This is a genomic window from Nonomuraea antri (assembly GCF_013283785.1).
Classification (GTDB): Bacteria; Actinomycetota; Actinomycetes; order Streptosporangiales; family Streptosporangiaceae; genus Nonomuraea; species Nonomuraea antri.
On sequence record NZ_JABCPZ010000281.1, the window covers coordinates 1 to 12925 of the forward strand.

A 12925-nucleotide genomic window follows, 5' to 3' on the forward strand; every position below is an offset into this window, starting at 1 on the left:
GGGGAGGGCAGTCCCCCTCGCCCGGGGGTGTGGGGAACCCCACAAGACACAGCCTGAGCCCCCAAGGCGCGAAGCGCCCCACCCCGGCGAAGCCCATGCCCTTCAAGAGGAGGGGCGCAGCCCCCGGGAAACACAGCCTGAGCCCCGGACGCGCGAAGCGCGCCCCAGGCGAAGCCCATGCCTTTTAGACGGCGGCCCTAGGACTCGCCGGCCAGGCGTTTGAGTGCCGCCCGTGGTACCGCCGGGTCCGTCGTACGCCAGAACGGCGGCAGCGACCCCAGCAGGAACCCGCTGTACCGGGCCGTGGCGAGCCGCGGGTCGAGCACCGCGATGACGCCCTTGTCGGCCTGGGCTCGGAGCAGTCGTCCGGCGCCCTGGGCGAGCAGCAGGGCGGCGTGGTTGGCGGCGACCGACATGAAGCCGTTGCCGCCCCTGGCCGCCACGTGCCGCTGCCTGGCCGAGGTCAGTGGGTCGTCGGGGCGGGGGAAGGGGACGCGGTCGATGATGACCAGGCGTAGTGACGGGCCGGGGACGTCCACGCCCTGCCACAGCGACAGGGTGCCGAACAGGCAGGTCGGCTCGTCCTCGGCGAACTGCTTGACCAGCAGCATGGTGGAGTCGTCGCCCTGGCACAGCAGCGGGACGTCGAGGCGTTCGCGCAGGGCCTCGGTGGCGGCCTTGGCGGCGCGCATGGAGGAGAACAGGCCGAGCGTGCGCCCGCCGGCAGCCTCGATGAGTTCGGTGATCTCGTCGAGGTACTGCTGGGGCAGGCCGTCGCGGCCGGGCTGGGGCAGGTGCTTGGCGACGTACAGGATGCCGGCGCGGGCGTGGTCGAACGGCGAGCCGACGTCGATGCCCTGCCAGCCGCGCCCGCGCCGCTTGTCGTCAGCGGAGCCGCCGGAGCCACTGGAGCCGCCAGGGCCACCCGGGGTGCCGGAGGTGCCGGAGGTACCGGCAGGCGGGTCGCCGAGGCCCCACTGGCGGGCCAGGGCGTCGAAGGTGCCGCCGAGGGCGAGCGTGGCGGAGGTGAGCACCACGGTGCGTTCGCCGAACAGTCTGTCGCGCAGCATGCCGCTGACGCTCAGCGGCGCCACCCGCAGCACCGGGGGACGCCGGTCGGTGCCGGCGTCGAGCCAGACCACCTCGGCCCGGTCGGACTCGGAGGCGTGGCCGTAGGCGTCGAGCATGCGGACGGCGGTGTCGTGCACCTCGTCGAGCGCGGTGAACGCGGCCTTGCGCTGGCCGGCCTTGTCCGGGTCGTCCTTGTCGGCGCCGCGCGGCCCGAGCGCGGTGACGCAGCGCCAGGCGGTGTCGCGGATCAGGGACAACGTGAGCCCGAGCACCTCGGGCAGCTCGTCGATGCGGCCGGGCGGCGCGGCGGCGAGCAGCGCCTTGAGGTCTTCGCCGGCCTCCAGGAGCTGGTCGGCGATGGGCTGCTCGATGAGCCTGCCCACCCGGCGCACGGCCAGCGCGACGGAGCTCTCCGACAGCTCGCTGGTGACCACGGATGTCACCCGGTCGACCAGTTCGTGCGCCTCGTCGACGACCACGACCTCGTGCTCGGGCAGCACCGGCAGGTCGCCCATGGCGTCGATGGCCAGCAGCGCGTGGTTGGTGACCACCACGTCGACCTCGCCCGCCCGGGCCCTGGCCAGCTCGGCGAAGCATTCGGCGCCGCTCGGGCAGCGGGTGGCGCCCAGGCACTCCTGGGCGCTGACGGAGAACTGCCGCCAGGCCTGCTCGCTGACGCCGGGCACCAGCTCGTCGCGGTCGCCGGTCTCGGTCTCCTCGGCCCACTCCTGGATGCGCTGCACCATGCGCCCGGTGGCGCTGACCTCGCGCGGGTCGAAGAGCTGGTCCTGTTCGTCCTCCTCGGGCCAGCCCGCGGTGGCCTTGTAGCGGCACAGGTAGTTGCGGCGGCCCTTGAGTATGGCGAACGTCGGCTCGTGCGGCAGCTCCTTGCCCAGCGCCTCCGACAGCCTGGGCAGGTCGCGGTCGACGAGCTGGCGCTGCAGCGCGATGGTGGCGGTGGAGATCACGACCGGGGACTCGCTGTCCATCGCGTGCCGGATCGAGGGCACCAGGTAGGCCAGCGACTTGCCGGTGCCGGTACCCGCCTGGACGGCCAGGTGCTCCTCGTCGTCGATGGCCTTCTGGACGGCCTTGACCATCGATTTCTGGCCCTGCCGTTCGCTCCCGCCGAGAGCGTTGACCGCGATGCTGAGCAGTTCGTCGACTGACGGGAGATGGGAGTCCGGCACGGCAGTAAACGGTACCCGCAATCCGGCGCCGCCGCGCCGAACGCCGAGTGATCGTCCAGATGCATCCCGGCGTTCCAGAACCCCTTCGCCACCTCGCGTGGCACACTGTCGATCGGGACTCCAACCGGTCAAAGAAGATCTACCTAAACTGCGACCTGAGGGGCTCCCGGTGGTGATGGGAAGACCGGTTAAGTAGGGTTTCTCGGGGTTGAGTGGACGAATAAAGGCTGGTTAAAGCAGTATGTCCTCCATGTCGGAAGTTGTCCCGTTGCCGTCGTTCGGCGAAGTCTTCTTCGATGCGCGAGGTCAGGAGCGGTGCCTCCGGGTCACGTGGCATGAGGGAACGCTGGTGCTCAGCCTCTGGCGAGGGGAGATGTGCACAGCGAGCTTCCGCATGCCGATGGAGGACGTCGGAAGGTTGCTCGACACGCTCGACGAGGGGTTCGCGGAGGCCACCGGCGAGCAGCCGGCCGTGCCCGCGCACGATCCGGGCACCGAGGTCATCCCGGGCACCGGTCAGTACCACCGGCCTGCGCAGAGCGTCCCGCAGCCGCCCGCGGCCGAGGAGCGGCCCACCGCCGCGCTCTCGCCCAACGACGTGCTCGTCGCCCGCGGCAACCCCGCGCCGCACCAGGACAAGCTGGTGGCCTCCTACGGCGACCGCGCCCCGTTCACCGGCCCGCAGTACGTCGAGCAGAGCGCCGCGGACCCGTACGCCGTGCCCCAGGCCGCCGAACCGTTCGCCGGCCCGCAGTACGCGGGTGACCCGCTCAGCGGCCCGCATCCGCAGTACAACGGCGATCCGCTCAGCGGCCCGCACCAGCAGTACGCCGGTGATCCGTTCAGCGGCCCCCAGTACGTCCAGCCGGCCGCCGCAGATCCCTTCACCGGGCCGCAGTACGTGGACAGCGAGCCCGTCTACCAGATGCCGCCCGAGCGCCGTCAGGCGCCGCTGAGCACCGACCCGCTCGGCTTCCCGTCCCAGTCGCAGCAGCAGCAGGCATACCAGCCGGACTCCTACGGCAGGTCCGACTCCTACGGCCAGGTCGACCCCTACGGGCCGACGGAGACCTACGGCAGACGCCCCGCCTACCAGGGCCAAGAGAGTTACCAGGGCCAGGAGAGTTACCAGGGCCAGGAGAGCTACCAGGGCCAGGACGGCTACCAGGGCCAGGACGCCTACGCCGCCGCGCAGCCCCGGCAGGCGCCCGTGCCGAGCCCCGCCGCGGCCGGGCTCGGCACCCCCATGCACGGCATCCCCGGCGCGGGCCGCCGCCAGGCCGCGCAGCCTGCCGACCCCTATCGTGACTCCTACCAGGACTCCTACCAGCCCGCCGCGCCCAACCCGGTCGACCCGCTGCTCGCGCTCGGCCAGCCGGTCGAGCCGTACCAGCAGCAGCAGCACGGGGGCGAGCAGGACATTTCGCGCCCGTACGTCGGCGACCCGATGTTCTCCACCGGCGAGCGGCTGCGTCCCGACCAGGAGTACCGGGACCAGGGCAGGGACGACCACCGCCGCGAGTGGTGACCCCGACCCCGACCCCGACCGCGTTCCGCTACCAGCGAACCCGGGTATGGTCGTGCCTCGATCCGGTGCTTGCTCCGTCAGGATTTCCTGAGGATCACTGAGGCCGCCCAGCATCACCTGAGCAACCGCCCAGGCTCGCCTGGGTGGCCGCCCAGGATCAGCTGAGAATCCGCCCAGGGTCCCTGAGTCAGAGGAGCGCGCCCCGGTGAACCCCGCCACGGGTCTGCAACTGCTGCTGCTCGCCGGCGGCGCGATCGCGGTGTCCGCCGTGGCCAGGCGCAAGGGCTGGCCCGCGCCGCTGCTGCTGGTGGCGGCCGGGCTGCTGGTCTCGCCGCTGGTGCCGGCCGTGCCGCTGCAGCCCGAGCTGGTGCTGTTCGTGTTCCTGCCGCCGCTGCTCTACTCGGCCGCGCTCGACAGCTCCTACCTGCGGCTGCGCGACGTCAAACGGGCGGTGGCGCTGCTGTCGGTCGGGCTGGTGCTGTTCACCACGGCCGTGGTCGGGCTGGTGGTGCACCTGCTGCTGCCCGACCTCCCGCTGGCGGCGGCGTTCGCGCTCGGCGCCATCATCGCGCCGCCCGACGCGGTCGCGGCCGTCGCGGTCGGCCGCCGGCTCGGGCTGCCCAGGCGGGCGCTGACGATCCTTATCGGCGAGAGCCTGTTCAACGACGCCACGGCGCTCACGCTGTACCGGGTGGCGATCGGCGCGGCGGTCGGCGGCACGGTCGACCTGCTGCACGGCGTCGGCGAGTTCCTGTACGCGGCGCTGGCCGGGGTGGCGATCGGGCTGGCGCTGGCGTTCGTGTTCGCCTGGCTGTTCACGCGCACCCGCGACTCGCTGGTCGAGAACACGCTGATGCTGCTGATCCCGTTCGCCGCCTATCTGGCCGCCGAGTCCGTGCACGCCTCGGGTGTGATCTCGGTCGTGGTCGTCGGTCTCTATCTGGGGCATCGGATGCATCTGCGCGGGTTCGGCACGCGGCTGGTGTCCGACGCGGTGTGGAAGGTCACCGACTTCTTCCTGGAGACCATCGTCTTCGCCCTGATCGGCCTGCAACTGGTCACGGTCGTCAAGGGCATCACCGGCTACAGCCCCTGGCAGGTGGCGGCGTACGCGTTGATCGTGCTGCTCGTCACGATCGTCAGCAGGTTCGCGTGGGTGTTCGCGGTCACCTCGCTCATCGGCGTGCTGACCAGGGGGCGCCGTCCGCCGACCACCAAGGACACGGTCATCCTGGGCTGGGCGGGCATGCGCGGGGTGGTGTCGCTGGCGGCCGCGTTCGCGATCCCGCCGGAGATCGCCGACCGCGACCGGGCGATGCTGTTGTTCCTCACGTTCACCACCGTGATCGGCACCCTGCTGATCCAGGGCACCACGTTCCCCGCGCTGATCAGGCGGCTGCGCGTGTCGAGCGACCAGGAGGCGTACGAGGACCGTCTGGCCGAGGCGGCGGCCCAGCAGGCGGCGCTGGAGGCGGGGCTGGCCGAGCTCGACCGGCTGGTCGCCGCGGAAGGCGAGCCGGACGAGATCCAGCGGCAGGTCATCGACCAGCTCAGGGAGAAGTCGTGGCGGCGGTCGCTGTCGGCGTGGGAGCGGCTGGGCGGCGGCACCGGCCACGGCGGGGCGGAGACGCCGAGCACGCTGTACCGGCGGCTGCGCCGCGACATGCTGCAGGCCGAGCGGCAGGTGTTCGTCCGGCTGCGCGACGAGCGCCGGCTCGACGACGAGGTGCTGCGCGAGGTCATGGCCCAGCTCGACTTCGAAGAAGCCATCCTGGAGCGCTGACTCTCAACAACCCCCCACCGCGAGGTGAACCGACCCGGCCACGGGGTGAACCCACCCGGCCGGGAGGTGAACCGATCACGCCCGGGCGCGCGTCTCATGGTCATGATGTCACGCGTCCTCGTCGTGCTCGCCCTCGCCGCGGCCCTGGTCGCCGTCCCCGCGGACTCGGCCGCGGCGGCGGCCTGCTCGTGCGCGCGGACCACCCCGCAGGAACGGGTGGAGCGGGCGGCGGCGGTGTTCTCCGCGACCGCCACGCGCGTCACCGAGCACTGGAAGCTCATGGACGGCGGCCACGTGACCGCCGTACTGCGCGCCGACCACGTGTACAAGGGGGAGGCGGCGGCCGAGTTCGAGGTGTCGACGCGGGCGCAGGGCGCGGCGTGCGGCTACCGGTTCCTCCAGGGGGCGCGCTACCTGGTGTTCGCCGTCAGGGAGGGCTCCGGGCTGCGTACCACGCTGTGCTCGGGCAACCGGCGCCTGCCCGACGGGCCGGACGGCGGCCTGGGCCCGCTGCCCGCCGACCTGGTCGCGGCGCTGGGCGCGCCCACCACCCCGGCGCCAGGCGCGGGCGCCGCCAGGCCGGCGGCGGAGTGGAACGGCGGCGCGCTGCTCATCGGCGGGCTCGCGGCCGCGCTCCTGCTCGCCGCCGCCCTGGTTGTGTGGTGGTGGCGGCGGCGAAGAGCGTGACCTGCGGGTTCAGCCCATCCTGCTGTCGACGAAGCACCAGCGCCAGTCCTCGCCCGGCTCGAACGACTGCATCACCGGATGCCCGCTGGACTGGAAGTGCTTGGTCGCGTGCTTGTTGGGCGAGGAGTCGCAGCAGCCGATGTGCCCGCACTCCAGGCAGCGGCGCAGATGGACCCACCGGCTGCCGATCGCCAGGCACTCCTCGCAACCCTCAGGCGTCTTCGCGTCTGGGTCGTCGGCCTGGGAAAGATGTTCACAAATTGCCATGAGAGAAATCCTAGGACTAGAGGATCGCTCTAATTCGGCCGGACCTCTTGTCCGTCAGCCGGTGAACGTGGACATTGTGGTCATCGGGGGGTGACGCAGGCCACAATCCCGAGGAGCCCCGTTGCTTGAGGTTCGCAACCTCGAGGTTGTCTACGACGACGTGATGCTCGTGCTGCGCGGCGTGAGTCTCCAGGTCCCGCCCGGTTCGATCGTGGCACTGCTCGGCGCGAACGGCGCCGGCAAGACCACGCTGCTGCGGGCCCTGTCGGGCCTGCTCGACGTACACGACGGAGAGATCACCAAAGGTACGGTGACGCTCGAGGGCGAGCCGATCCACCACCTGAGACCGGCCCAGATCGTCCGGCGCGGGGTGAGCCAGGTCATGGAGGGCCGCCGCATCCTGTCCGAGCTGACCGTCGAGGAGAACCTCAAGGTCGGCGGGCACACCGCGGCCACCTCGCACCTCGAACGGGTCTACGACCTGTTCCCGGTGCTGCGCGAGCGGCGCAGGAGCGTGTCGGGCTACCTGTCCGGCGGCGAGCAGCAGATGCTGGCGCTCGGCCGCGCGCTCATGGCGGGCCCCCGCTACCTGCTGCTCGACGAGCCCAGCCTCGGCCTGGCCCCGTCGCGGGTGGGCCAGATCCGCGACCTCATCGTGGAGATCAACCGGCAGGGCACCACCGTCCTGCTCGTCGAGCAGAACGCCACCATGGCCCTGTCGATCGCCGGCCACGGCTACGTCATGGAGACCGGGAAGATCGTGATGGACCGGCCGGCCGGCGAGCTGCTGGCCGACGAGGACATCAAGGAGTTCTACCTGGGGGCCGTCCGGTCCTTCCGCGAGGTCAAGCACTACAAGCGGAGGAAACGATGGCTGTCCTGACCTTCGAGGACGTCCACCTGAGCTTCGCCGGCGTCAAGGCCGTGGACGGGGTCTCGTTCGAGGTCGGCCCCGCCGAGCTGCTGGCCGTCATCGGCCCGAACGGCGCCGGCAAGACCTCGATCTTCAACGTGTTGTCCGGCGTCTACCGCCCGCAGCGCGGCCGGGTCACCTTCCTCGGCGAGGACCTGCTGGCCAGGCGCCCGCACGAGATCGCCGCCATGGGACTGGCCAGGACGTTCCAGAACGTCGAGCTGTTCCACAACCTCACCGTCCTGGACAACCTCATGCTCGGCCGCCACCACCACTTCCGCTACGGCGCGCTGTCCGCGCTGGTCTGGCTGGGCCGGGCCAGACGCGCGGAGCTGGCCGCCAGGGCCAGGATCGAGGACATCATCGACTTCCTCGAACTCGAGGCCTGGCGCCGGCATCCGGTGCGGCTGCTGCCGTACGGGATACAGAAGCGGGTCGAGCTGGGCCGGGCCCTGGCCATGGAGCCCCGGCTGCTGCTGCTCGACGAGCCGGTGGCCGGGATGAACCTGGAGGAGACCGAGGACATGGCCAGGTTCGTCATGGACACCCGCGACGAGCTGGGCGTCCCGATCGTGCTCGTCGACCACGACATGGGGCTGGTCATGGACCTGGCCGACCGGGTGCTGGTGCTGGACTTCGGCCGCCTGGTCGCCCTCGGCACCCCGGCCGAGGTGCAGCGGGACGAGCGGGTCATCGAGGCGTACCTGGGAGGGACGACGTGACCGAGGTACTCAGCGGGCGGCGCACCGCCACCATCGTCACCCGCGTCCGCGACCGCGCCGCCAGCGCCCCTGACGCGGTCGCCATGCGGCACAAGGACTTCGGCATCTGGCAGGAGGTCACCTGGGCCGGCTACTGGACGCACGTCGAGCTCGTCGCGCACGCGCTGCTCGCGCTCGGCGTGGAGCCCGGCGACCGGGTGGCGGTCCACGCGGAGAACCGGCCGGAGTGGCTGTTCGCCGACCTGGGCACGGTCGCGGTGCGCGGCATCACGGTCGGCCTCTACCCGACGAGCCCGCCGGCCGAGGTCGCCTACCTGCTGGCCGACTCCGGCGCCAAGATCCTCATCGCCGAGGACCAGGAGCAGGTCGACAAGGCGCTGGCCGTCCGCGACGAATGTCCCGGTCTGCTGCGCATCGTCTACCTGGAGCCGCGCGGCATCCGCGGCCGCTACCACGACCCGCTACTGATGTCCTGGCCGGAACTGCTGGCGCTGGGCGCCGAGCACCGGGCCGAGCACCCGCACGCGGTGGCCCGCCGCATGGACGAGGCCGCGCCCGACGACGTGATGACCCTCGTCTACACCTCCGGCACGACCGGGCCGCCCAAGGGCGTCATGCTCACCGTCGGCAACGTCGAGTTCGCGGTCGGCACGCTGGTCCTGGGCGGCGGCTTCACCTCGCCGCCGCCGTCGGAACGCGACTTGACGCTGTCGTACCTGGCGCTGTGCCACGTGGCCGAGCGGGCGTTCACGGTCTGGTTCAACGCCGCCTCCGGCGTGCAGGTGAACTTCGCCGAGTCGATCGACACCGTGCAGGCGAACCTGCGCGAGGTGCAGCCGACCATCCTGTTCGGCGTGCCGCGCATCTGGGAGAAGATCCTGGCCCAGGTGAACATCAGGATCGACTCGGCGTCGCTGCTCAAACGGGCGCTGACCAGGTTCTGGCTGCGGGTGGCCGACCGCATCGGCACCACCTTGGTGGCCACCGGTGGCCGGCACACGTTCTGGACGCGGCTGCTGTACGCGCTCGGCTGGGTGTTCTGCTACCGGGCGCTGCGCGAGCGGCTGGGCATGCGCCGCGTCCGCTACGCCGCCTCCGGCGCCGCGCCGATCGCCCCCGAGGTGCTCAAGTTCTACATGGGGATCGGCATCGCCATGCACGAGGTGTACGGCATGAGCGAGAACACCGCCATCGCCACCGCCAACCGTCCGGGACGGGTCAAACTGGGCACGGTCGGCGAGCCGCACGACGGCATCGAGCTGAAGATCGACGAGGCCACCGGCGAGATCATGACCCGGCATCCCGGCAACTTCGCCGGATACTGGGGCAACCCGCGCGCCACCGCCGACGTCCTCGACCCCGACGGCTGGCTGCACACCGGCGACGTCGGCGAGTTCGTGGACGCCACCCACGTCCGCATCACCGACCGGATGAAGGACATCATCATCACCGCCGGCGGCAAGAACGTCGCGCCCAGCGAGATCGAGAACGCGCTGAAGGCCTCGCCGTACCTGAAGGAGGCGATCGTCGTCGGCGACCAGCGGCCGTACCTGGTCGCGCTGATCGGCATCGAGCTGGACACGGTGGGGGAGTGGGCACGCAGGCGCGGCATCTCCTACACCACCTACCGCGACCTGTCGGAGAAACCGGAGACGCGGGAGCTGGTGCGGGGCATCGTCGACGCGGTGAACGACCGGTTCGCCAGTGTCGAGCAGGTCAAGCGGTTCGCGTTCCTGCCCAAGGAGCTCGACCACGAGGACGGCGAGCTGACCGCCACCCAGAAGGTCAAGCGCAGCGCCATCGCCAAGCTGTTCGAGGAGCTGGTGGAAGGGATGTACCGGCGGTGATGGGCCTGCTCGAATCGATCATCAGGGGGCTGGGCAACGGCTCGGTCTACGCGTTGCTGGCGCTCGGCTTCGTCATCATCTACAAGGCCACCCGGGTGATCAGCTTCGCCCAGCCCGCGCTGATGCTGGCCGGCGCGGTGGCCGTCAGCTACCTGGCCGAGCCGCTCGGCTTCTACCCGGCCGTGCTCGCCGCCGCGCTGCTCATCGCCGCCGTGGCGCTGGGCATCGAGCGCGTCGCCATCCGCCCGATGGTCGGCCGGCCGGTGTTCGTGGTGGCCATCATCACGCTCGGCATCGACGTGGTCGTGCGGGTGGTCGTCAACGGCTTCATCGGCAGGGACGTGCGCCAGGTCGGCGACCCGTGGGGCTTCGGCCAGGTCACGCTGGGCCCGCTGGTCGTGCAGCAGCGCTGGCTGGCCATGCTGCTGGTGACCGCGGTGCTGGTCGGGCTGCTGTTCGCGTTCTTCCGCTTCACCCGCTACGGCCTGGCGATGCGCGCGGCCGCCTTCGACCAGGAGACCGCGCTCGCGCAGGGCATCTCGGTCGGTACGGTGTTCGCGCTGTCGTGGGGGCTGGCCGGGTTCCTGGCCGCGATCGCCGGCATGTTCGTCGGCACCGGGCAGGGCATCGAGCAGATGACCTGGGTCGTCGCGTTGAAGGCGCTCCCGGCGATCATCGTGGGCGGCCTGGACTCGCTCGGCGGCGCGGTCGTCGGCGGGCTGGTGATCGGGGTGGTCGAGTCGCTGTTCCAGTCGTACCAGGGGGAGTTCGCGCCCTGGCTGGGGCAGAACTTCGCGGTCGTCACGCCGTACGTGGTGATGCTGATCGTCCTGCTGGTCAGGCCGTACGGCCTGTTCGGCACGCGGGAGGTCGAACGGGTATGACCGAAACACGTTCCGGAACGCGGTCCGCCGTCCCCGACATACCGACTGGCCGGTCTCGCCGGGTGCGCGGACGGCCGCTGCTCTACACCTCCTACGCCCAGGACATGGCGCTGCTCGACACCCGGGCCAAGCGGGTGTGGACCGTGCTGCTGCTGATGCTGGCGTTCGGGCTGACCGTGCTGCTGCAGGACCGGTCGCTGGAGGTGCTGGCCGGGGCGTACGCGCTGGCCATCGGCGCGATCGGGCTCAACATCGTCACCGGGTACGCCGGTCAGGTCTCCCTCGGCCACGCGTTCTTCGTGGCCATCGGCGCCTACACCGCCGCCGCCCTGTCCGGCCCGGTGGACGGTGAGAACCTCGGCTACGGCCTGGCCGAGATCTGGATCTGGCTGCCCGCCGCCGGGCTGGTGGCCGCCGTCGCCGGGGTGATCGTCGCGCCGCTGGCCACCCGGCTGCGCGGGCTCTACCTGGCCGTCGTCACGCTCGGCCTGGTCTTCCTGGGTGAGCACGTCTTCAAGGAGTGGCAGGAGCTGACCGGCGGGCCCGGCGTCGGCAGGGAGGCGGCGATCCCGCAGTTGCTCGGCGTCCGGCTCGACCAGGACGGGCCGCTCGGCACCAGGGAGCAGTCGCTCTACCTGCTCATGCTGGTGCTGCTGGTGGTCTTCGCGGTCGCGGCCAGGAACCTGGCGCGCTCGCGCGTCGGCCGCGCCTTCGCCGCCATCCGCGACCGCGACATCGCGGCCGCCGTCATCGGGGTGCCGCTCACCAGGTACAAGGTGCTGGCGTTCGGCGTCTCGTCGTTCTACGCGGGCTGCGCGGGCGGGCTGCTGTACACGATCTCCGGATACGTGGAGCCCGGTTCGTTCAGCCTGTTGCTGTCGGTGCAGTTCATCGCGATGGTCCTGATCGGCGGCGTGGCCACCGTGTCGGGGTCGATCGCGGGCGCGTTGTTCATCTCGCTGTTGCAGCCCCTGACCAGGTCGCTGCCCTCGCTGCTGCCTGTGGTCAGCGGCGACACCACCCAGACGCCGAACGTGTTCCAGGTCGAGACCGTGCTCTACGGCCTGCTGATCGTGCTGTTCCTCGTCTTCGAGCCGCGCGGCCTGTACGGGTTGTGGATTCGCGCGCGCAACTACTGGAAAGCCTGGCCTTTCTCTTACTAGAAGGGTGTTTTACATGAAGAGCCGCAACCTGGTGGGATTTATCGCCATAGTGGCCCTTCTGTCCGCATGCGGCGTCTTCCGGGGGGACGACGAGGGCAGCAAGGGCGGCGCCCAGGCGCCGGGAGTCACCAGCGCACCCTGCCCCTCCGCCATCGACACCAAGAAGGGCTGCATCTACCTCGGCACCATCTCCGACCTCACCTCCGGGCCGTTCGCGGCACTCGCCGTCCCCATCACCGACGCGCAGAAGGCCTTCTGGGCCCGCGTGAACAAGGCCGGCGGCATCGGCGGCAAGTACGAGGTGGACGTCACCAAGTACGTCCGCGACAACAAGTACAACCCCGAAGTGCACCGCCAGGTCTACAACGAGATGAAGGACCAGGTGCTCGGCCTGGCCCAGACCCTCGGCTCGCCCACCACCGCGGCCATCATCGGCGACCTCAAGGCCAACAACGTCGTCTCCGCCCCCGCCTCCTGGACCTCGGCCTGGGAGTTCGAGGACGTCGTGATCGAATCCGGCTCCAACTACTGCGTCGAGGCCATGAACTCGGTCGACTACGCGGTGGAGACGTACCAGCCGAAGTCCGTCATGGCCGTCCACCTGGCCGGCGACTACGGCGCCGACGCCGCGGCCGGCGCGAAGATCGCGGCGGAGAAGAACGGACTGAAGTTCACCAACATAGAAACCCCCTCCGGGGCCACCGAACAGGGCCGGGCCATCACCGAGATCACCAAGAACAAGCCGGACCTGGTCATCCTCACCACCGGCCCGGCCGACGCCGCCACCATCATCGGCCAGGCCGCCGCGGCCGGCTTCAAGGGCCGCTTCATCGGCACCGGCCCCACCTGGAACCCCGCCCTCCTGAAGTC

The 12925-nt window shown here is 70.9% G+C and carries 11 protein-coding genes; 9 read left to right on the forward strand and 2 right to left on the reverse strand.

Going from position 1 to position 12925, the window contains the following annotated elements; translation table 11 throughout:
• Nucleotides 1-197: 197 nt before the first annotated feature.
• Nucleotides 198-2261, reverse strand: coding sequence for an ATP-dependent DNA helicase (locus HII36_RS48295; protein WP_173530130.1), 2064 nt, complete (start codon nucleotides 2259-2261; stop codon nucleotides 198-200).
• 400 nt (nucleotides 2262-2661) lie between these two features.
• On the opposite strand from HII36_RS48295, the gene HII36_RS48300 reads away from it, so the two are divergent.
• The 3 genes from HII36_RS48300 (at nucleotide 2662) to HII36_RS48310 (ending at nucleotide 6259) form a co-directional block, all read left to right on the forward strand.
• Nucleotides 2662-3789, forward strand: a complete 1128-nt coding sequence (locus HII36_RS48300; RefSeq protein WP_173530131.1) for a chromosomal replication initiator protein DnaA — start codon at nucleotides 2662-2664, stop codon at nucleotides 3787-3789.
• A gap of 205 nt (nucleotides 3790-3994) precedes the next feature.
• Nucleotides 3995-5572: a Na+/H+ antiporter gene (locus tag HII36_RS48305; protein WP_173530132.1), complete on the forward strand. Its 1578-nt coding sequence runs from the start codon at nucleotides 3995-3997 to the stop codon at nucleotides 5570-5572.
• Nucleotides 5573-5677: 105 nt separating this feature from the next.
• Entirely contained in the window at nucleotides 5678-6259 is a 582-nt protein-coding gene (locus HII36_RS48310; protein WP_173530133.1) for a hypothetical protein, read from the forward strand.
• A gap of 9 nt (nucleotides 6260-6268) precedes the next feature.
• Here the strand turns inward: HII36_RS48310 and HII36_RS48315 are convergent, their stop codons facing one another.
• Nucleotides 6269-6526, reverse strand: coding sequence for a ubiquitin carboxyl-terminal hydrolase 14 (locus tag HII36_RS48315; RefSeq protein ID WP_173530134.1), 258 nt, complete (start codon nucleotides 6524-6526; stop codon nucleotides 6269-6271).
• 121 nt (nucleotides 6527-6647) lie between these two features.
• On the opposite strand from HII36_RS48315, the gene HII36_RS48320 reads away from it, so the two are divergent.
• The 6 genes from HII36_RS48320 to HII36_RS48345 all read left to right on the forward strand — a co-directional run.
• Entirely contained in the window at nucleotides 6648-7409 is a 762-nt protein-coding gene (locus tag HII36_RS48320; protein ID WP_173530135.1) for an ABC transporter ATP-binding protein, read from the forward strand.
• A complete protein-coding gene (locus HII36_RS48325) occupies nucleotides 7397-8161 on the forward strand; it encodes an ABC transporter ATP-binding protein (protein ID WP_173530136.1) in 765 nt (254 codons plus the stop codon). Before HII36_RS48320 ends, HII36_RS48325 begins: the two co-directional genes overlap by 13 nt.
• Nucleotides 8158-10008, forward strand: coding sequence for an AMP-dependent synthetase/ligase (locus tag HII36_RS48330; RefSeq protein WP_173530137.1), 1851 nt, complete (start codon nucleotides 8158-8160; stop codon nucleotides 10006-10008). Before HII36_RS48325 ends, HII36_RS48330 begins: the two co-directional genes overlap by 4 nt.
• Nucleotides 10008-10892 (forward strand): branched-chain amino acid ABC transporter permease, encoded by an 885-nt coding sequence (locus HII36_RS48335; protein WP_217370892.1) that lies wholly within the window; start codon nucleotides 10008-10010, stop codon nucleotides 10890-10892. Before HII36_RS48330 ends, HII36_RS48335 begins: the two co-directional genes overlap by 1 nt.
• Nucleotides 10893-10954: 62 nt before the next feature.
• A complete protein-coding gene (locus HII36_RS48340) occupies nucleotides 10955-12055 on the forward strand; it encodes a branched-chain amino acid ABC transporter permease (RefSeq protein WP_173530139.1) in 1101 nt (366 codons plus the stop codon).
• A 13-nt stretch (nucleotides 12056-12068) separates the two neighbouring features.
• On the forward strand, nucleotides 12069-12925 hold an 857-nt coding region (locus tag HII36_RS48345), incomplete at its 3' end, for an ABC transporter substrate-binding protein (RefSeq protein ID WP_173530140.1).